This window comes from Roseixanthobacter liquoris, assembly GCF_043195135.2.
GTDB lineage: Bacteria > Pseudomonadota > Alphaproteobacteria > Rhizobiales > Xanthobacteraceae > NCEH01.
Genome location: NZ_CM195537.1, coordinates 4,765,970 through 4,786,632, shown reverse-complemented (window position 1 = coordinate 4,786,632; position 20,663 = coordinate 4,765,970). Strand labels below are relative to the sequence as shown.

Annotated in this window: 17 protein-coding genes; 15 read left to right on the top strand and 2 right to left on the bottom strand. The window is 68.2% G+C overall.

Annotation, left to right across the window (positions count from 1 at the left end):
• Nucleotides 1-112: 112 nt before the first annotated feature.
• Nucleotides 113-1,021, bottom strand: coding sequence for a LysR family transcriptional regulator (locus tag V5F84_RS21500; protein WP_394042873.1), 909 nt, complete (start codon nt 1,019-1,021; stop codon nt 113-115).
• A 159-nt stretch (nt 1,022-1,180) separates the two neighbouring features.
• Between V5F84_RS21500 and V5F84_RS21495 the strand changes: the two genes are divergently transcribed.
• The 14 genes from V5F84_RS21495 to ku (V5F84_RS21430) all read left to right on the top strand — a co-directional run bounded on the left by V5F84_RS21495 (nt 1,181) and on the right by ku (V5F84_RS21430) (nt 16,721).
• Nucleotides 1,181-2,413 (top strand): CaiB/BaiF CoA transferase family protein, encoded by a 1,233-nt coding sequence (locus V5F84_RS21495; protein WP_394042872.1) that lies wholly within the window; start codon nt 1,181-1,183, stop codon nt 2,411-2,413.
• A 45-nt stretch (nt 2,414-2,458) separates the two neighbouring features.
• Nucleotides 2,459-3,937 (top strand): aldehyde dehydrogenase, encoded by a 1,479-nt coding sequence (locus V5F84_RS21490; protein ID WP_394042871.1) that lies wholly within the window; start codon nt 2,459-2,461, stop codon nt 3,935-3,937.
• An 11-nt stretch (nt 3,938-3,948) separates the two neighbouring features.
• The gene (locus V5F84_RS21485; protein ID WP_394042870.1) at nt 3,949-4,740 is read left to right on the top strand and encodes an SDR family NAD(P)-dependent oxidoreductase; all 792 of its coding nucleotides are present in this window, start codon (nt 3,949-3,951) and stop codon (nt 4,738-4,740) included.
• Between the two features lie 60 nt (nt 4,741-4,800).
• Complete coding sequence (locus V5F84_RS21480) at nt 4,801-5,787, top strand: quinone oxidoreductase family protein (protein WP_394042869.1); 987 nt, start codon at nt 4,801-4,803, stop codon at nt 5,785-5,787.
• A gap of 9 nt (nt 5,788-5,796) precedes the next feature.
• Nucleotides 5,797-6,555 (top strand): SDR family NAD(P)-dependent oxidoreductase, encoded by a 759-nt coding sequence (locus V5F84_RS21475; RefSeq protein ID WP_394042868.1) that lies wholly within the window; start codon nt 5,797-5,799, stop codon nt 6,553-6,555.
• 47 nt (nt 6,556-6,602) lie between these two features.
• Nucleotides 6,603-7,349 (top strand): SDR family NAD(P)-dependent oxidoreductase, encoded by a 747-nt coding sequence (locus V5F84_RS21470; RefSeq protein ID WP_394042867.1) that lies wholly within the window; start codon nt 6,603-6,605, stop codon nt 7,347-7,349.
• Between the two features lie 91 nt (nt 7,350-7,440).
• A complete protein-coding gene (locus tag V5F84_RS21465; protein ID WP_394042866.1) occupies nt 7,441-8,628 on the top strand; it encodes an ABC transporter substrate-binding protein in 1,188 nt (395 codons plus the stop codon).
• 74 nt (nt 8,629-8,702) lie between these two features.
• The gene (locus V5F84_RS21460; RefSeq protein ID WP_394042864.1) at nt 8,703-9,575 is read left to right on the top strand and encodes a branched-chain amino acid ABC transporter permease; all 873 of its coding nucleotides are present in this window, start codon (nt 8,703-8,705) and stop codon (nt 9,573-9,575) included.
• A gap of 2 nt (nt 9,576-9,577) precedes the next feature.
• Nucleotides 9,578-11,548 (top strand): branched-chain amino acid ABC transporter ATP-binding protein/permease, encoded by a 1,971-nt coding sequence (locus V5F84_RS21455; protein WP_394042863.1) that lies wholly within the window; start codon nt 9,578-9,580, stop codon nt 11,546-11,548.
• A gap of 9 nt (nt 11,549-11,557) precedes the next feature.
• Nucleotides 11,558-12,283 (top strand): ABC transporter ATP-binding protein, encoded by a 726-nt coding sequence (locus V5F84_RS21450; RefSeq protein WP_394042862.1) that lies wholly within the window; start codon nt 11,558-11,560, stop codon nt 12,281-12,283.
• 29 nt (nt 12,284-12,312) lie between these two features.
• The gene (locus tag V5F84_RS21445) at nt 12,313-12,627 is read left to right on the top strand and encodes a DUF1330 domain-containing protein (protein ID WP_394042861.1); all 315 of its coding nucleotides are present in this window, start codon (nt 12,313-12,315) and stop codon (nt 12,625-12,627) included.
• 69 nt (nt 12,628-12,696) lie between these two features.
• On the top strand, nt 12,697-14,331 hold the full coding sequence (locus V5F84_RS21440) for a GMC family oxidoreductase (RefSeq protein ID WP_394042860.1): 1,635 nt from the start codon (nt 12,697-12,699) through the stop codon (nt 14,329-14,331).
• Nucleotides 14,328-15,638 (top strand): CoA transferase, encoded by a 1,311-nt coding sequence (locus V5F84_RS21435; RefSeq protein WP_394042858.1) that lies wholly within the window; start codon nt 14,328-14,330, stop codon nt 15,636-15,638. Before V5F84_RS21440 ends, V5F84_RS21435 begins: the two co-directional genes overlap by 4 nt.
• Before the next feature lie 90 nt (nt 15,639-15,728).
• A complete protein-coding gene (gene ku / locus V5F84_RS21430; protein WP_394042857.1) occupies nt 15,729-16,721 on the top strand; it encodes a non-homologous end joining protein Ku in 993 nt (330 codons plus the stop codon).
• Between the two features lie 190 nt (nt 16,722-16,911).
• Here ku (V5F84_RS21430) and ku (V5F84_RS21425) read toward each other — a convergent pair whose 3' ends face one another.
• Complete coding sequence (gene ku, locus V5F84_RS21425) at nt 16,912-17,718, bottom strand: non-homologous end joining protein Ku (protein ID WP_394042855.1); 807 nt, start codon at nt 17,716-17,718, stop codon at nt 16,912-16,914.
• A gap of 87 nt (nt 17,719-17,805) precedes the next feature.
• On the opposite strand from ku (V5F84_RS21425), the gene ligD reads away from it, so the two are divergent.
• Nucleotides 17,806-20,646, top strand: a complete 2,841-nt coding sequence (ligD, locus tag V5F84_RS21420) for a DNA ligase D (RefSeq protein ID WP_394042854.1) — start codon at nt 17,806-17,808, stop codon at nt 20,644-20,646.
• Nucleotides 20,647-20,663: the final 17 nt, after the last annotated feature.

Sequence of the window (20,663 nt, the reverse complement as noted above, 5' to 3'; positions counted from 1 at the left end):
CGCGTCCCACTCCCGAAATGCGGCCGCGTTCGACGCGGGCCATTCTTATGCATCCTGAGTAAAATCGCACGCCGCGCGGGTCAATGCAGCTCTTCGCGAGGCGGGCGCGGCGCTAGACGATATATTTGCGCAGCAGGTCCACCAGCCGCGAGGCGGCCGGAGAAAAGGACTGGCCTTTCAGCGAGATCACCGCGAGCTCGCGCATCAGCGAGGGATCGACGATGCGCAGCGCCCGGGTGGTGGCGCCGATGGTCTCCGGCAGGGCGATCTTCGGCAGGATCGCCGCGCCGAGCCCGGCCTCGGCCATGGAGATGAGGGTCTGCGCCTGGGTGAACTGGAAATGGGTGGTGAAGGTGAAGCCCAGTTCCCGCATCTTGCGCTCGAACAATTCCCGCAGCGCGGTCGCCGGATTGAGCAGCAGCAGCGGCATGTGCTGGAGGGCTTCCAGCGGAATGCTGGTTTTCTTGGAGGTGAGAAAGCGCTTCGGCACGAGGGCGTACAATTCCTCCTGCAACAGATGCTCGAACTGGAATTCTTCGGTGGCCGTCACCGGGCCGATGCCGAAATCCACCTCCTTCTCCCGCACGCTCTTGTGCAGCGCCTCGGAGGTCAGCTCCCGCACGAACACCTGGATCGCGGGATAATCGCGCTCGAACGCCGCCAGCACGCGGGCAAGGCGCGAGCCGGCGACGGTCGGCGAACAGGAAAGCGACACCCGGCCGCGCCGCAGGTCCGCCGCCTCCTCCAGCTTCACGAGGCCGAATTCCAGCTCGTGCACCGCGCGCCGCGCGTAATCCTGCAATTGCTCGCCTTCCGCCGTCAGCCGCACGCTGCGCGTGGTGCGGTGGAACAGGGCGACGCCGATCTGCGCCTCCAATTGTTTGATCTGGGTGCTGATGGCGGAGGGCGAACGATGGGCATGAAGCGCGGCGGTGCGAAAGCTGCTGTGCTCGGCGACCAGAAGGAAGGTCTTGAGAAACTTCAGGTTTACGTTGGCGAGCGGGCGCGGCGTGCGGTCCATGGACGGCTCCTTTTCCGCTATTATGCAGAAAAACAGAACAATTGTTGAAATAATTGAGTTTGAAGCCGCAGTGCACTCCCCCTAGGTTTCCTCAACCGCTGCACAGGCGGCGGGCGGGAAGATTTTCCCGCACAAAAATAAGATGTTGAGGAAGCGACCTTGCTGACTGACAGCCAAGATCCGACATTGCCCTCCGGCCTGCCGGCAGGGGCGCTCGACGGCATCCGCGTGCTCGATATCGCGACCTTCGTCGCGGCGCCGTTCTGCGGCACCATTCTCTCGGACTTCGGCGCCGAGGTCATCAAGATCGAGCAGCCGGTGGTGGGCGACAGCCTGCGCCGCTTCGGCACCGCGACGGAGTGCGGCGACAGCCTGGTGTGGCTCAGCGAATCCCGCAACAAGCGCACCGTGACGCTGGACCTGCGGGCCAACAAGGGGGCGGAGCTGTTCCGCCAGCTGGTCGCGAAATCCGACGTGGTGCTGGAGAATTTCCGCCCCGGCACGCTGGAGCGCTGGGGCCTCGGCTTCGAGGACCTGCGCAAGATCAACCCCAAGCTGGTGATGCTGCGCGTCTCCGCCTACGGCCAGACCGGCCCGAAGAAGGGCGAGCCGGGCTTTGCCCGCATCGCCCACGCGTTCGGCGGCCTTTCCTATCTGGCGGGCGAGGCGGACGGCCGGCCCGTGGTGCCGGGGTCCACCTCCATGGCGGACTATATTTCCGGCATGTGGGGCGCCATCGGCGTGCTGGTGGCGCTGAAGGCGCTGGAGACCACGGGCGTCGGCCAGTTCATCGACATCGGCCTGTATGAATCGGTGTTCCGCCTGCTGGACGAGATCGCCCCCGCCTATGCCAAGTTCGGCATCGTGCGCGAGCGCATGGGGGCGGACACCATCAATGTGGTGCCCCACAGCCATTACCAGACGGCGAGCGGGGAATGGGTCGCCATCGCCTGCACAAACGACAAGATGTTCGAGCGCCTGTGCGAGGTGATGGGCCGCCCGGAACTGGCGCGCGAATATCCCACCAGCGAACTGCGCGTCGCCGCGCGCGACCACATCAACCAGCAGGTGGCGAAGTGGATCGGCAGCCTGCCCTTCACCGAGGTGATGAGGCTGACGCTCGCCGGGGAAGTGCCCTGCGGGCCGGTCTATTCCATCCGCGACATCTTCGAGGACCCGCAATACGCCGACCGCCAGAACCTGATGAAAGTGGACGATCCGCGGGTGGGGCCGCTGGTACTTCCTTCCGCAGTGCCTAAGCTCTCGCAGACGCCGGCGCGCTTCAAGCATGCCGGGCGCGCCCTCGGGGCTGACAATCTCGCGGTCCTCGGGGGGCTTCTCGGCCTTTCGGCCAGCGAGATCGAGGCGCTCGGCGCGTCCGGCGTCATCTGAGCACGACACGATCAGACAAGAAAACTCTTCGGGCAGGAACGCCACATGCAGACGTACCAGATGTATATCGGCGGCGAATGGGTGCCGGCGGCGGGCGGGGAGGTCTTCGAGACCGTCAATCCCTATACCGGCCAGCCGTGGGCGAGCCTGCCGCGCGGCACGGCCGCCGATGCCGACGCCGCCGTGGAGGCCGCGCACCGGGCCTTCACCACGGGCGAATGGCCGAGGATGACCGCCACCGCCCGCGGCCAGCTGCTCCATCGCCTCGCCGACCTGATCGTCGAGCATGCCGATGTGCTGACCCGGGTCGAGGTTGCCGACAACGGCAAGCTGATCAATGAGATTTCCGCCCAGGTCCGCTATCTGCCGCAATATTTTCGCTATTTCGGCGGGCTCGCGGACAAGGTGCAGGGCGCGGTGCTGCCCATCGACAAGGCGGACACGTTCAATTTTACCCGCCACGAGCCGCTGGGCGTGGTGGTCGCCATCACCGCCTGGAACTCGCCGCTGCTGCTGGCGGTGAACAAGCTGGCGCCGGGCCTCGCCGCCGGCAACACCTTCGTCTTGAAGCCCTCCGAATTCACCTCCGCCTCGGCGCTGGAGCTGGCCAAATTGTTCGAGATGGCGGGCTTTCCCCCCGGCGTGCTGAACGTGGTGACGGGCTTCGGCGCCGATGTGGGCGCCCCCCTGGTGCGTCATCCCAAGGTCGCGAAGGTGGCCTTCACCGGCAGCGAGATGGGCGGGCAGAAGATCAACGAGGCCGCCGCCGCCGACTTCAAGCACGTGACGCTGGAACTGGGCGGGAAGTCCGCCAACATCGTGTTCGACGACGCCAATCTGGACAATGCGCTGAAGGGCGCGGTCTCCGGCATCTTCGCGGCCACGGGGCAGACCTGCGTCGCCGGCTCGCGCCTGCTGGTGCAGCGCTCGGCCTACGACCGCTTCGTCGAGCGCCTGGTGGATTTCGCGCGCACCGCCCGCATGGGCGATCCCATGCGCACCGACACCCAGGTCGGCCCCGTCACCACGCCCCCGCAATATCAGAAAATCCTGGATTACATCGCCATCGCGAAGGGGGAGGGCGCCGAGTGCCGGCTCGGCGGCGGCCCGGCCACCCGGCCGGAATGCGGCGCCGGCCAATTCGTCGAGCCCACCATCTTCTCGGGCGTGAACAACCGCATGCGCATCGCCCGCGAGGAGGTGTTCGGCCCGGTGCTCTCCTGCATCCCGTTCGAGGACGAGGAAGAGGCCATCGCCATCGCCAACGACAGTCCCTACGGCCTCGCGGCCGGCGTGTGGACCTCCGACGTGCGGCGGATGCTGAAGATGTCCGAGAAGCTCGCGGTCGGCATGGTGTGGGTCAACATGTATCGGGCGGTCAGCTTCATGTCCCCGTTCGGCGGCTACAAGCGCTCCGGCATGGGACGGGAGAACGGCATCGAGGCGATCTACGAATATCTCCAGACCAAGAGCGTGTGGATCAGCACGGCGAGCGAAGTGCCCGATCCGTTCGTGATCCGCTGAGGGAGATGGACATGCTCGCCAGATCGCAGACCCTCGCCACCCCCACCTTCCGGCTCGACGGAAAGACCGCCCTCGTCACCGGCGCCGGCGCCGGCATCGGCGAAGCCATCGCCTTCGGCCTTGCCGAGGCGGGCGCCGACACCGTTCTCGTGGGGCGGACCCGCGCGCCGCTGGAGGCGCTGGCCGCGCGCATCGCGGACGCCGGCCTGCCCGAAGCGCGCGTCAGCGCCTTCGACGTGCTGGACACGGCGGCCATGACCGCGGCCGTCGCCGCCCTGCCGCGCCTCGACATCCTCGTGAACAATGCCGGGACCAATATTCCCGAGCCGTTCGTGGACGTCACCGAGGCGCATCTCGACGCCATCATGACCCTCAACGTGCGGGCCTGCTTCCTGGTCTCCCAGGCGGCGGTGCGCAAGATGCTGGAAGATCCGGACCGCGCCCAGACCGGCGGGGCGATCATCAACGTCTCCTCCCAGATGGGCCATGTGGGCTCGCCCAACCGCACCGTCTATTGCATGAGCAAGCACGCGGTGGAGGGCCTCACCAAGGCCATGGCGGTGGAACTGGCGCCGCAGCGCATTCGCGTGAACGCCATCGGCCCCACCTTCGTGGACACGCCGCTGATCCGCCGCATCGTCGATACGCCGGAGAAGCGTGCCTTCCTGGTCTCCAAGATCCCCATGGGCGACATGGCCCGGGTCGAGGACATGATGGGCGCGGCGATTTTCCTCGCCTCGCCCGCCGCCGCCATGATCACCGGCACCTGCCTGCTGGTGGATGGGGGATGGACCGCCCAATGAGCGCGGCCCCGGCCGCATCTGCTTCCTGAAACGGACGTCGGAAAGAACAGGACAAGAAGAATGTCAGCGACCTACAGGAAAATCATCGTCGATGAGATCGGCCCGCCCGAGGTGATGCGCCTCGTGGAGGAGACCGCGGCCGCCCCCGGCGCGGGCGAGGTGTTCATCCGCCAGGAAGCCATCGGCGTCGATTATATCGACACCCAGATGCGCTCCGGCATCATGCCCGCAACCCTGCCCACCGGCCTCGGCTTCGGCGCCGTGGGGACGGTGGAGGCGGTGGGGCCCGGCGTCACGCACGTGAAGGCGGGCGACCGCGTGGCCTATGTCTATGCGGTGGCCGGCAGCTATGCGGAAGCCCGCACGGTCCCGGCCGAACGGGTGGTGCGCCTGCCCGACCAGGCGATCCCCGCCGAGGCTGCCGCCGGCGCGCTGTTCCGCGGCGTCACCGCCTGGTATCTCTCGACCCGCCTGCGCGAGATCAAGCCCGGCGACTTCGTGCTGGTGCACGCGGCGGCGGGCGGTGTCGGCCTGATCCTGATCCAGTGGCTGAAGCATCTCGGCGCCATCGTCATCGGCACGGTGGAGACGCCGGAGAAGATCGCGGTGCTGCGCGAATACGGCTGCGACCACGCGATCCTCCTGACCGAGGAGGATTTCGTCGCCCGGGTGAAGGAGATCACCGGCGGCAAGGGGGTCAGCGTGGTCTATGAATCCATCGGCAAGGAGACCTTCGACCGCTCGCTGGAGTGCGCGGCGCGGTTCGGCCTCATCGTCTCCTTCGGCTGGCCCTCGGGGGACGTGGAGCCGATCTCGCTCGCCAATCTGCGCAACAAGGGCTCGCTGTTCGTCACCCGGCCGACCGTCTCGCACTATACGGCGGACGCGGGCGATTTCCGCACCGGCGCGGGCGCCCTGTTCGACCTGATCGCAAAGGGCGCGATCCGCATCAAGGTGGGCAATTCCTATCCGCTCGCCGATGCGCCGAAGGCCCACGCGGACCTCGTGGCCCAGCGGACGCTGGGCTCAGTGGTCCTGACGGTCTGAGGCCGCGCCATGGCCATTCCCCTGATGACCGGAAAGGTCGCCATCATCACCGGTGCGGCCTCGGTGCGCGGCATCGGCTGGGCGACCGCCCGCCTGTTCGCCGACCACGGCGCGCGCGTCGCGCTGCTGGATCTGAACGCCGAACGCGCGCAGGCGGCGGCCGGCGAGATCGGACCGGCCCATCGCGGCTATGCCTGCGACGTCCGCGATGCGGCGCGCTGCAACGGGGTGGTGGCGGAGATTCTAGCCGATTTTGGCCGGCTCGACGTGCTGGTGAACAATGCCGGCGTCAGCCAGCCCTATCGGCTGATGGACTCCACCGAAGCCGATTACGACCTCGTCATGGATTCGAGCGTGCGCGGCACCTACAACATGTCGCGCGCGGTGGCGCCGCATCTGCGCGCCGCGCGCTCCGGCGCGATCGTGTGCATGGGCTCGGTTGCGGCCCAGCGCGGCGGCGGCGTGCTCGGCGGCCCGCATTATGCCGCCGCCAAGGGCGCCGTGCAGACCATGGCGAAGGCCATGGCGCGGGAACTGGGCGCAGACAACATCCGCGTCAACGCCATCGCGCCGGGTCTCGTGGATACCGATCTCCTGATCGGCTCGCTCACCGAGGACATGCGCGAAAGGGCGATCGCCAACACGCCCATGGGGCGTCTCGCCAAGCCGGACGACATCGCCAATGTCTGCCTCTACCTCGCGAGCGACCTCTCGAGCTTCGTCACCGGAACCGTGCTCGACGTGAACGGCGGGCTGCACATCCACTGAACTTGGGGAAGCGGCCGCAAGAGCCGTGGAAACGTACGAGGAAACCAATGCTTGAGGGCAAGATCGCGATCGTCACCGGCGGCGCGTCCCAGCGCGGCATCGGCTGGGCGACCGCCAGCACCTTCGCGCGGAACGGCGCGCGGGTGGCCATCCTCGACCTGCGCGGCAGCGATGCCGTAGCGGCGGCCGCCGCCATCGGGCCGGCGCATCGTGGCTACCCGTGCGACGTGCGGGACAAGGACGCCTGCCGGCAGGTGGTCGAGGCCGTGGCCGCCGAATTCGGCGGCGTCGATATTCTCGTGAACAATGCCGGCGTCAGCCAGCCGCGCACCCTGCTCGAGATCGAGGAGGCGGGCTACGACCTGGTGATGGACGTGAGCCTGCGCGGCGCCTTCAACATGGCGCGCGCCGTGGTGCCGCACCTGCGGGCGCGGGGCGGCGGGGCGATCGTCTCCATCGGCTCGGTCTCCGGCCAGAGGGGCGGCGGGGTGATGGGCGGGCCGCATTATTCCGCCGCCAAGGGCGCGGTGCATGCGCTCACCAAGGCCATGGCGCGCGAATTTGCCGCCGAGGGCATCCGCGTGAACGCGGTGGCGCCCGGCCTGATCGAGACCGACCTGATCGTCGGCCGTCTCACCGACGAACGCCGCGCGATGGTGGTGGCGGCAACCCCCATGGGCCGCGTCGGCGCGCCGGGCGAGGTGGCGGACGGGTGCCTGTTCCTGGCGAGCGACCTTGCCCGCTACGTCACCGGCGTGACCCTCGACATCAACGGCGGGCTTCACATCCACTGAATTCGGGCGCGCAGCGCAGCGTAGTCCGAAAGTGTGCGTACCAAGACGACGACAAAGCAAAAAACAAAATCCAACCCTGGAGGAAAATGCCATGTACAAGAAGATCATTCGCGGCGGGCTCCTCGCCCTGTCGCTTGCCGCCCTCTCCACCAGTGCCCTCGCCGCCGATCCCATCCGCATCGGCCTGTCCGGCCCGTTCACCGGCGGGTCGAGCCCCATGGGCATTTCCATGCGCGACGCGATCCGCATGGCGGTGGCCGAGATCAACGCCAAGGGCGGCGTGCTCGGCCGGCCGCTGGAACTGGTGGAACGCGACGACGAGGCCAAGAACGAGCGCGGCGTGCAGGTGGCGCAGGAGCTGATCCACAAGGAGAAGGTGGTCGCCGGGCTCGGCGTCATCAACACCGGCGTGGCGCTGGCGAGCGCGCGCTTCTACCAGGAAGCGAAGGTGCCGCTCATCACCCCGGGGCCGACCGGCTCCAATTTGACCGAGCAGTTCGCGCCGCCGAAGAATCCGGCAAGCTACATCTTCCGCGTCTCGCTGCGCGACAAGATCCAGGTGGACATGATCGTCGACGAGGTGATCAAGGCGAAGCTGACCAAGGTGGCGATCCTCGCGGATTCTACCAATTACGGCCAGCTCGGCCGCGAGGACCTGGTGGCGGCGCTGAAGGCCAAGAACATCGAGCCGGTGGCGATCGAGAAGTTCAACATCAAGGACGTCGACATGACGCCCCAGCTCCTGCGCGCCAAGGACGCCGGCGCCACCGCCGTGCTCACCTACGGCGTCGGGCCGGAACTGGCGCAGATCGCCAACGGCATGGCCAAGCTCGGCTGGAAGGTTCCGATCATCGGCAGCTGGACCCTCTCCATGCCCAATTTCATCGAGAGCGCCGGCGTCAACGGCGAGGGCGCGCGCATGCCCCAGACCATCATCCTCGCGGACGCCACCGGAAAGAAGAAGACCTTCATCGACAATTTCTCGAAGGCGACCGGCACCACCCGCATCCCCGGCCCGGTGTGGGCGGCGCAGGGCTATGACACGGTCTACATCCTCGCCGCCGCCATCCAGCAGGCCGGCAGCACCGACGGCGACAAGATCCGCGAGGCGCTGGAGAACCTGAACGTGAAGGTGGACGGGCTGGTGATGACCTACGACAAGCCGTTCTCCGCCACCGACCACGAGGCGTTCAAGGACAGCTCCGTCGCGGTCATCGGCGAGGTGAAGGACGGCCAGGTCGTCTATGCGAACGAAGCCGACCGCAAGAAGACCAACTGAGCCCGCGATACCCGCCGGCGGTGAAACGCCGCCGGCGGATCCCGCGTCCGCACCTTCCGGCAGGATCGAAACCGATGCAATACATCCCGCAAATCCTGTTCAGTGGCATCGCCCTCGGGATGATCTACGGCGTCACGGCGTTCGGCTATCAATTGACCTTCGCCACCTCGCGCACGCTCAACTTCGGCCAGGGCGAGGCGCTGGCGATCGGCGCGCTGGTCGCGCTCTCCCTCACCGGCTACGTGAACTATTGGCTGGCGATCCCGATCATCTTCCTCGTCGGCGCCGCGCAGGGCGTGTTCGTGGAACAGGTGGCGATCCGCCCCGCGCGCAAGTCGAAGTCCGAGTTCTCGTGGATCATGTCCACCATCGCGCTCGGCATCATCTTCAAGAACGTGGCCGAGAACATCTGGGGCAAGGACGACTATAAGTTTCCCTCCCCGCTGCCCGACACGCCGATCCTGATCTTCGGCGCCCGGGTGCTACCCATGGAGATCATGGTGGTGGCGGGGGCGCTGATCCTCATGCTCGCCATAGAATTCTTCAACCGGGGCACGATCTTCGGCAAGGCCATCATCGCCACCTCGTCGGACCCCGGCGCGGCGGGCCTGATGGGCATCAATACCGACCGGGTCATCACCTTCTCCTATGCCATGTCCTCGGCCACGGCGGCGCTCGCCGGCATGCTGATCGCGCCGCTCACCCTGGCCGGCGCCGGAATGGGCACGGCGCTGGGGCTGAAGGCGCTCGCGGTCGCCATCATCGGCGGCCTGAATTCCGGGCTCGGCGTGATCGTCGGCGGCATCATCCTCGGCATCACCGAGACCGCCACGGGCTTCTATCTCTCCACCGGATACAAGGAAGTGCCCGGCCTGCTGCTGCTGCTGATCGTTCTCGCCATCACCCCCGCCGGCCTGTTCGGCAAAGCCACGATCAGAAAGGTCTGACGGTGCAGAAAGGTCTGACGATTCAGGCGTTGAAATTCGCCCTGCTCGGCGCGGCGCTCCTTGCGCTCGCCGCCTTCCCGAGCGTGGTCGGCAACCCCTATTACATCCATCTCGTGGTGGTGGTCGCCATCTATGCGATCCTGCTGTTCGGCCTCGACGTGCTGGTGGGCTATACCGGCGAGGTCTCGCTCGGCCATGCCGGCCTGTTCGGCATCGGCGCCTATGTGGCGGGCATCTTCGCGACCAAGCTGGGCCTTCCGTTCTACCTGTCCATTCCTGCCGCGATCGCGTTCACCACGCTGTTCGGCGCCGTGCTCGCCTTCTCGGCGCTGCGCGTGACCGGGCCCTATCTCGCCATGGTGACGCTGGCCTTTGGCACCATCGTGCAGATCCTCATCAACGAGATGGACTTCCTCACCGGCGGCCCCATGGGCCTCACGGTGACCAAGCCCGAGATCCTCGGGCACCGGCTGAACGCGGTGGAATTCTATTATTTCGTGATGGTGGCGCTGGTGGCGTCCGTGCTGGTGGTGTCGCGCCTGCTGCGCTCCCACATCGGCCGGGCGTTCGAGGCGCTGCGCGGCAGCCCGATCGCGTGCGACTGCATGGGGGTGAGCGTCTATCTCTACAAGGTGTTCGCGTTTGCCCTGTCGGCGGCGTTCGCCGGGCTCGCGGGGGCGCTGTTCGCCTATTCGGAGGAATATATCGCCCCCAATGCGTTCGGCGTGGACCTGGCGATCCTGTTCCTGCTGGCGCTGATCCTGGGTGGCCGCAAGACGCGCTCGGGCGCCATCCTGGGCGCGGCGATCGTGGTGTTCCTGCCCAACATGCTGTTCGACCTGCCGCTGTTCCGCGCGCTGACGGTGGGGCTCTCCATCATCGTCGCGGCGGTGGTCGCCGTCGGCCTCGCGCGCCGCACGCTGACATTCAGGCAGGTGGCGATCCCGGTGGTCGCGCTCGCGGCATTCGACGTGTTCGTGTTCTCCATTCACGATCCCATCGAGCACCGGCTCACCATATTCGGGCTGATGATCCTGGGCGTGGTCTATTATCTTCCGGACGGCATCGTCGGCTGGCTGCGCGGGCTCGCGGAGGCCATGGGCATGGACCTGCGGCGCCATGGCGATCTGGAGATCGGCCACGGCGAGGAGGCGGACGCCTGGGACCACGGGGCGACGCCGGTTGCGCCCGGCGGCGACCTGCTGGCGGCCCGCGGCATCGTGATGGCGTTTGGCGGCCTGAAGGCCCTCAACAAGGTGGACCTCAACGTGCGTCCCGGCACGGTGCACGGGCTGATCGGCCCCAACGGGTCCGGCAAGAGCACCATGATGAACGTCCTGACGGGCATCTACACCCCGACCGAAGGGGAGGTGCGCTTCCAGGATGGCGTGATCTCCGGCGAGACCCCCGCGCACATCGCTCTGCGCGGGGTGGCGCGCACGTTCCAGAACGTGCAGCTGTTCGGCGAGATGACCGTCCTGGAGAACGTGCTGGTGGGGCTGCACCACACCTTCAGAAGCACCGCCCTCGACGCCGCGCTGGACACGCCGCGCTACCGGCGCGAACGGCGCGCCGCCTTCCGCCGCGCCGCCGGCATCCTGCGCTTCGTCGGCCTGCGGGACCTCGCCAATGTGGAGGCGCGCAACCTGCCCTATGGCAAGCAGCGCATGCTGGAGATCGGCCGCGCCCTCGGCCTCTCGCCGCGCCTGATCCTGCTGGACGAGCCGGCCGCCGGGCTGCGGGCCAACGACATCGAGGATTTGATGCGCATGATCCGCAAGATCCGCGACCACGGCATCACCATGATCCTGATCGAGCACCACATGGACATCGTGATGAGCGCCTGCGACACCGTCACCGTGCTGGATTTCGGCCAGAAGATCGCCGAGGGCGACGGCGCCAGCGTGCGGCGCGACCCCAAGGTGGTGGAAGCCTATCTCGGCGGCTCCCATGCCGCGTCCCAGGCCGCGTGAGGGCGCCCCATGCTCAGCATCCAGAACCTGCACGCGGGCTACGGCAAGGTCGATGTCCTCCACGGCGTGTCCATCGAGGTGGCCAAGGGGCATGTGGTCAGCCTCATCGGTTCCAACGGCGCCGGGAAGACGACCACCATGCGCGCGATCTCCGGCATGATCGCGCCGAAGGAAGGCCGCATCCTGCTCAACGGCAAGGATATTTCCGGCCTCCAATCCTACGAGATCGCGAGCCGGGGCCTCGCCCATTCGCCGGAGGGACGGCGGGTGTTTCCCACCCTCTCCGTCACCGACAACCTGCTGCTTGGCGCCTATCCGCGCTTCACCCGGCGGCGGCCGCGCGGCGACGTGGACGCGGACCTCAACCGCGCCATGGAGCTTTTCCCCCGCCTGAAGGAGCGGCGCGGCCAGCTCGCCGGCACGCTCTCGGGCGGCGAGCAGCAGATGCTGGCCATGGCCCGCGCGGTGCTGCTGAACCCCGATGTCCTGCTGCTGGACGAGCCCTCCATGGGCCTTGCGCCGATCCTGGTGGAGGAGGTGTTCCGCATCATCGCCCGCCTCAAGTCGGAGAAGGTGACGATGCTGCTGGTGGAGCAGTTCGCGGCGGCGGCGCTCGGCGTCAGCGACTATGCATACGTGATGGAGAACGGCCGCGTGTCGCTCCAGGGGCCGTCGGAGCAGCTGCGCGACGATCCGGCGGTTCGCGACGCCTATCTCGGCGGCGCCACCCACTGAAGACAAAACAACATCGAGGAGACGACAGGATGAGCGGACCCGTCAACAAGGGTTACATTTTTGCCGAGCTGGACGTGACCGACGAGGCGTATTTCCACCGCGAATACATGCCCCGCGTCGAACCGGTGCTCGAGGCCTACGGCGCGAAATTCCTGATCCGCGGCGGAAACCCCGCCGTCATCGAGGGCGGCCGCGAGGTGAAGCGCGTGGTGCTGCTGGAGTTCGAGAGCCTCGCGCGGGCAAAGGACTTCTACTTCTCGCCCGCCTACCAGGACGTCATCGGCTATCGCTTCGATTCCTCGGAGGCGCATCTCTACATCATGGAAGGCGGCTCGGTCGACTGAGCCTCTTCAGAAAAAGCAAAGTCTTCGTCAGGAGGCGTCGGCCGTCCGGCCCCGTCATAAGGTGCATTCATGTACGATTACATCGTCATCGGGGCGGGAACCGCCGGCTGCGTCCTCGCCAACCGCCTGACCGCGGACGGGCGCAGCCGCGTGCTGCTGCTGGAGGCCGGGCAGAAGGGCGGCAGCCCGTGGCTGAAGGTGCCCGCCGGAATGGGCCGCCTGTTCAACGACCCGAACGTGAACTGGCGCTATTATTTCGACGCCGAGCCGGGCCTCAACAACCGCCGCATCTATTGCCCGCGCGGCAAGACGCTCGGCGGCTCCAGCGCCATCAACGGCATGGTCTACATGCGCGGCGTGCCCGGCGATTATGACGGCTGGCGGCAGATGGGCAATGCCGGCTGGGGCTGGGACGATGTGCTGCCCTATTTCAAGAAGAGCGAGAAACAGGTGCGCGGCGCCAGCGACCTGCACGGCGCCGACGGCGAAATGGGGATTTCGGACCTCATGGAGCCGCACCCGGCCTCGCAGGCCTTCGTGGCGGCGGGTCAGACGATCGGCCTGCCGTTCAATCCCGATTTCAACGGCAAGGCGCAGGACGGCATCGGCTATCTTCAGTTCACCATGGAGCGCGGGCGCAGGGTCTCGGCCGCCAGCGCCTTTCTCGAACCGGCCCGCGGGCGCGCGAACCTCACCATCGAGGTGGAGGCCCAGGTCGAGAAGATCCTGGTCGAGGCGGGGCGCACCGTCGGCGTGCGCTACCGCGTGGGGCACGAGCGCCGGGACGCCCGGGCGGGGGAGGTGATCCTCTCCGCGGGCACGATCAATTCGCCGCAGATCCTGATGCTGTCCGGCATCGGCGCGGGGGAGGAGCTTGCCGCCCACGGGATCGAAGTGGTGCGGGACCTGCCGGGCGTCGGCAAGAATTTCCACGACCATCTCTATGCCCATTATCTCGCGGGCGTGGCGCCGGATTTCTCGGTCAACCACATCATCTCCACCTATCGCATCCTGCCGCACGTGGTGCGCTATGTGGTGAAGCGCGACGGCCTCCTAACCTCGGCGGCGGCGCAGGCCGGCATGTTCGTGCGCTCCGGCCCGCACGCCGAGACCCCGGACCTTCAGATCCAGTTCCGCCCGTTCAGCCTGTTCATCGCGCCCGACGGCAAATTCGTGTTCGAGCCGTTCCCGGCGGTGACGGCCTCCTGCTCCTTCATCCGCCCGCAGTCGCGGGGCCGGGTCTATCTGAAGTCCGCCGACCCGTTCGCGGCGCCCGGCATGGTCGCGAACTTCCTGACCGAGGAGGCCGACTGCAAGGCCATGGTCGCCGGCCTGCGCTGGATCCGCCGCGTGTTCGCGGCCGCGCCGCTGGCCGCGCACGTGACCGGGGAGAACAAGCCCGGCGCCACCTGCCAGAGCGACGAGGATCTGCTCGGCTATCTGCGGGAGAATGCCCAGTCCATGTACCATCCCGTGGGAACCTGCCGCATGGGGCGCGATCCCGGCGCGGTGGTGGACGAGCGCCTGCGCGTCCACGGCGTCGCCGGCCTGCGGGTGGTGGATGCCTCCGTCATGCCTTCCATCTCCTCGGGCAACACCAATGCCCCCACCTGCATGATCGCGGAAAAGGCGGCCGACATGATCCTTCAGGACCGCGCGTCCGGCCAGGACCGCGCCATCGCGACGGAGCGGCGCCGGGCATGACCTACGACCTCCTGCGCGGCATGCGCATCGTCGAAAGCTCCGCCTTCATCGCCGCGCCGCTCGGCGGGCTGACCCTGGCCCAGTACGGCGCCGACGTGATCCGCTGCGACGCCATCGGCGGGGGCATCGATTACGGCCGCCTGCCGCTGATGCCGAGCGGGCGCAGCCTGTATTGGACCAGTCTCAACAAGGGCAAGCGTTCGATCGCCGTGGATATCCGCCGGCCCGAGGGGCGGGAGCTGATCCGCGGCCTCGTGACCGCGCCGGGCGCGAGCGGCGGCATCCTGCTCACCAACATCGCGTCTGAATGGCTCTCCTACGACCGGCTTTCGGCGGCGCGGGCGGATGTCATCTCCTGCGTCATCGAAGGCTCGTCCGACGGCACGACGGCGGTGGACTATACGGTGAACTGCGCCACCGGCTATCCCGCCATGACGGGCGGCGGCTCGCTCGCCGCACCCACCAACCATGCCCTGCCGGCGTGGGACGTGGCCTGTGCGCTCCAGGCCTCCTCCGCGATCCTGGCGGCGATCCTGCGGCGGCGCGAGAGCGGCGCCGGCGCCGACATCCGCCTCGCCCTGTCCGATGCCGCCTTTTCCACCCTCGCCCATCTCGGCCTGATGGCCGAGGTGGAATTGACCGGAAAGGACCGCCCGGCCCTCGGCAATGATGTGTTCGGGGCGTTCGGACGTGATTTTGCCACCCGGGACAAGCGCCGCATCATGGTGGTGGCGATCTCCGCCCGCCAATGGGCGGCGCTGGTGCGCGCCTGCGGGCTCGGCGCGCAGATCGCGGCGGTGGAAGCCGCGACCGGCCTTGATTTCGCGCGCGAGGCGGACCGCTTCCACGGCCGCGACGTCATCGCCGCCCTGGTGAAGCTCTGGATCGAGGCGCGCACGCTCGCCGAGGTGGCGGAAACCTTCGACACACACGCGGTGTGCTGGGGCAAGTATCAGACCGTCGCCAGCCTGATGGCGGAGGATGCCCGCGTCTCGCTCGCCAATCCGGTGTTCGAGCAGATCGAAACCAAGGGCGTCGGCCGGCACATCTCGGCGGGAACGCCGGTGCGCTTCGCCGATCTGGAGCGCCATCCCACGCGGTCCGCGCCCTATCTCGGCGAGAATACGGACGAGGTGCTGGCCGACGTGCTGGGCCTTTCCAGCGCCGCGATCGGGCGGCTGCACGATGCCGGGATCGTGGCGGGACCCGCCCTCGATCCGACCTTCGATGCGGATCGCTCCGGGGCCGCGCGGCCGTCACCCCCTTCGTCACCCCATTCGGCACCCCCCTTGGCAGCCGCGAGCTGAGGGTTCACGATCCGCGGCGCGCGGAAGCGGAACGCAACGGTTGCCGCGGCGTTTGAGGGGCATGCGCGTGCGCGTCAGGGAGCATTCACCGTGTCGCCTCGGGCCAATTGGAAGGGTTTCCTCAAGATCGCGGAGCTGAGCTGCGCGGTGGGCCTCTATTCCGCCGTCTCCCAGTCCGAGCGCGTGTCGTTCCACACGGTCAGCCGCACCAGCGGCCACCGGCTCAGCCGCGTGTTCGTGGACGAGGAGACCGGCGCGGAGGTGGAGCGCGACCAGCAGGTGAAGGGCTATGAGACCGGCGACGGCCATTATGTGATGCTGGAGCCCGAGGAGATCGCCGCCGCCGTTCCGGACAGCGACAAGACGCTGGATATCCGGGCCTTCGTCGCCTGCGCCGACATCGACCTCGTCTATCTCGACCGGCCCTATTATCTCGCGCCCACCGACGATGTGGCCGCCAAGGTGTTCGCGCTGATCCGCGCCGGCATGGAGGCGGGGAAGGTGGCGGCGATCGCGCGCACGGTGCTGTTCCGCCGCATGCGCACGGTGCTGCTGCGGCCCTACGAGGCCGGCATGATCGCGACCACGCTGAATTTCGATTATGAGGTCCGTGCCGCAGCCGACGCCTTCTCGCACGTGCCGGCGCTGAAGGTGAAGGGCGAGATGCTCGACCTCGCCAAGCACATCATCGCCACCAAGGCCGGCAGCTTCGATCCCTACGGCTTCGAGGACCGCTATGAGGCGGCGGTGGTGGATCTGGTGCGGGCCAAGCTGGAGGGCCGCAAGATCGCCCGGCCGAAGCCGGCGGCGAAATCGAACGTCGTCAATCTCCTGGATGCGCTGCGCGCGAGCGCCGGGCAAGGCGGCGGAGCCAAAGGGGCGGAGAAGGGCGCGGCGAAGGGCGCGCCAAAGGCAGCAGGTTCAGCCAAATCAGCCGCCACCGCCAAATCAGCGGGTGCCGCAAAGTCAGCGGGCGCCGCCAAGTCGGGCACGACCCTAAAGGCCAAGGCCGAACCTGCCGGCAAGGAGAAATCGGCAAAAGCAGCGCCCGCGCGCAAACCTGGGAGAGGGCGCGCGGCCTAGATCGGTCATCATCCCACACAGGGGGAGGGCGGGGGCAGCTCTCCATTGGCCCTGACGCAGGGGGGCTGCGCGGGCGGACGGCGCGGGGGTGCCGGCGACACCATACCCCCCACCCCAACCCTCCCCCGCAAGGGGGGAGGGAGCCTCCTTCAGGCTCTCGCCCGCTCTCCTCGCCGCTCTCCTTGCCCCTTCATTTGCCGCGCTTGCCGCTTCCCTCCTCGGCTTTCAGGCTGCGCTTCAGCGCGTCCATGATGTCGATCACATTGCCGGGCGCCTCGGCGGGGGGCGGGGGCGCCGGGCGGGCACGCCCCTTCTTCTTGGCGGCGATGATCTTCTTCAGTTCCGCCTGGACCGGATCCTTCACCAGATCCGCGCTCCAGGGCTGCGAGCGTTCGGCGATGAGGGATTGGACCAGCTTCATCGCGGCCGCCTCGGGCTTGACGGGATCGATCGCGGCGAAGGCCTCGTCCGCCGGGCGCACCTCGTTGCCGTAGCGCAGGGTCCACACCACCATGCCCTTGCCGTCGGGCTTCACCAGCACCGCGCGTTCGCGCCGGTAGAGCACGAGGCGGGCGATGCCGGCGGTCCCGGTCGCCCGCATGGCGTCGCGGATCACGGCGAAGGCTTCCTCCCCCACGGGATCGTTGGGGAAAAGATAATGGGGCGTGTCGTACCAGAGCCAGCCGATGGAGCCGTCTTCGACAAAGGTTTCGATGTCGATGGTGCGGGTGCTTTCCAGCGCCACCGCGTCCAGTTCCTCGTCCTCGAAGGTGACGTAGCTGTCCCCGTCGCGGGCATAGCCCATCACCTGGTCGTCGTCGTCCACCGGCGCATGGATTTCGCTGTCCACATATTGCGCGCGAACCCGATGGCCGGTTTCGCGGTTGAGGGTGTGGAAGCGGATTTTCTCCGCCTGCGTGGTCGCCGGCATCATGGCCACCGGGCAGGTGACGAGGGAGAGCTTGAGGAAGCCCTTCCAGAAGGTCGGCGTGGCCATGGCGTGCGCTCCGGTGCGGATTTGCACCCTCGCGCAATGAACCCTTAGGCTCAAGCCGAGTTCCCGTTCCATCGGACGGAGGTGCGCGTGGCCCAGACCAGCAAGCTCTCGAAATATCGCGCCAAGCGGGATTTCCGGCAGACCGCCGAACCCAGCGGGGCGGATGAGGTGGCGCCCGCCAATGCGCTGCGGTTCGTGGTGCAAAAGCACGATGCGACGCGCCTGCATTATGATTTCCGCCTGGAACTGGACGGCGTGTTCAAATCCTGGGCGGTCACGCGCGGCCCCTCCCTCGACCCCGCAGACAAGCGCCTCGCGGTCGAGGTGGAGGACCATCCCCTCGATTACGGCGATTTCGAAGGCACCATTCCCAAGGGCCAGTATGGCGGCGGCACGGTGATGCTGTGGGATCGCGGCACCTGGGAGGTGGAGGGCGATCTTTCCGCAGAGGAGGCCCTGGCCAAGGGCGATCTGAAATTCACCCTCCAGGGGGAAAAGCTCCACGGCAGCTATGTCCTGGTGCGCATGAAGACAGACCGCACCGGCGGCAAGCGCACCAATTGGCTGCTGATCAAGCATCGCGACGCAGACGCTCGGCCCGGCGACAAGGATGCCCTGCTGAAGCAGGACCGCTCCGTCGCCTCCGGCCGCAGCATGGAAGAGATCGCCGCCGGCGCAGGGCCGGCGCCCACCCCCTTCATGACGGCGCGCGGCGGCAAGGTGGCAGCGGACGCGGTGTGGGACTCGCGTGCCGGGCTGGCCGCCGACAAACGCGCCGAGGCGTCCGGCGGCGCCGGCACCCGCGCGGTGAAGGCGAAAGGCGCCAGCGCCGCCGGCTCCGCCGTGGTGCGATCCGCCCGCGCGGCGCCACAGGCACGGGCCCGTGCCGGCAAGGTCACGTCCGGCAAAGGCGCGTCCGGCAAAGGCGCGTCCGCCGCCGCCTCGGCCATGCCGGATTTCGTTCCGCCCCAGCTCTGCACCGCATTGGAGCGCCCGCCGGCGGGCAAGGGGTGGGTGCACGAGATCAAGCTCGACGGCTACCGCATCCAACTGCGGGTGGAGGGCGGAAAGGCGGCGCTGCGCACCCGCACCGGGCTCGATTGGACCGCGCGCTTTTCCGCCATCGTCGCGGCGGCGGGCGCGCTTCCCGATGCGCTGATCGACGGCGAGGTGGTGGCGCTGAACGCCCATGGCGCGCCGGATTTTCCCGCGCTCCAGGTGGCGCTGTCGGAAGGGCGGACGCAGGACCTGGTCTATTTCGCCTTCGACCTGCTGTTCGAGGGCGCCGAGGATCTGCGCGCGCTGCCGCTGGAAACCCGCAAGGAGCGCCTCCAGGCCCTGCTGGAGGCGCAGGGGGAGAACCCGCGCCTGCGCTATGTGGAGCATCTCGAGAATAGCGGCGACGCGGTGCTGCGCTCCGCCTGCCAGCTCGATCTGGAGGGGATCGTCTCCAAGCGCCTGGATGCGCCATATGTTTCCGGCCGCAGCGGGGCCTGGACCAAGGCCAAGTGCCGCGCCGGCCATGAGGTGGTGATCGGCGGCTGGGCGACCACCAACGGTCAATTCCGCTCGCTGCTGGTGGGCGTGCATCGTGCGGACCATTTCGTCTATCTCGGCCGCGTCGGCACCGGCTATGGCGCGGCCAAGGTGAAGGCCTTGCTGCCGCGGCTTCAGGCGGTGGAGGCGCAGGCATCGCCCTTCACCGGCGCCAACGCGCCGCGCAAGGACGCGGGCGTGCATTGGACCCGGCCCGAGCTGGTGGCGGAGGTGGAATTCGCCGGCTGGACCACCTCCGGCATGGTGCGCCAGGCGGCTTTCAAGGCGCTGCGCGAGGACAAGCCCGCCGGAGAGGTGGAAGCCGAGCGGCCCGCCCCGGTGGAAGAGACGCAGATGCCCCAGCCGACGCCGGGCGCAGCGCGGGGCGGCAAGGCGAAGCCTGCCCGCGCCGGGGCGGCGAAGGACCCCGCTCCGCCGGCCGCCCCCGTCCCGGCGCCGTCCGGCAAGCCGCTGGTGATGGGCGTGCTGCTCTCCAATCCCGCAAAGCCGCTCTGGCCCGATGCGGGCGACGGCGTGCCCGTGACCAAGCTGGACCTTGCCCGCTATTTCGAGGCCGTCGGCGCCTGGATGCTGCCACACATCCAGGGCCGGCCGTGCTCCATCGTGCGCGCGCCGGATGGCATCGGCGCGGAAACCTTCTTCCAGCGCCACGCCATGAAGGGCACATCGAACCTGCTCACCCTCGTCACCGTCTCCGGCGATCGCCAGCCCTATCTCCAGATCGACCGGGTGGAGGGGCTCGCGGCGGTGGCCCAGGTGGCGGGCATGGAACTGCACCCGTGGAACTGCGCGCCCGGCCGGCCTGAGGTGCCGGGGCGGCTGGTGTTCGATCTCGACCCCGGGCCGGAGGTGGATTTTTCCGCCGTCGTGGCAGCGGCCCTGCACTTGCGCGAGGCGTTGGAGGCGCTCGGCCTTCCGACCTTCTGCAAGACCACGGGCGGCAAGGGCCTGCACGTGGTGGCGCCGCTCGCCGCGCCGAAATCCGGCGGGCCGGATTGGGGAGAGGCGAAGGCGTTCGCGCGGGAGGTGTGCGCGCGCATGGCCCGCGACGCGCCCGACCTCTATGTGGTGAACATGGCGAAGAAGCTGCGCACCGGGCGCATCTTCCTCGATTATCTGCGCAACGACCGCATGGCGACGGCGGTGGCCCCGCTCTCGCCGCGCGCGCGGCCCGGCGCCACCGTCTCCATGCCCCTGCTGTGGGACGAGGTGCGTCCCGGCCTCGATCCGAAGCGGTTCACGGTCCGCACTGCCCCCGCTTCGCTGGAGGAGCGGCGGCCCTGGGCGGACTATGACTCCGCCGCAAAGCCGCTCGCCCCCGCGATCAAACGTCTCGACGCGGGCAAAGCCGCCGGGCCGAAGGGGAAATGACCTTCGGCCCGGCGCGC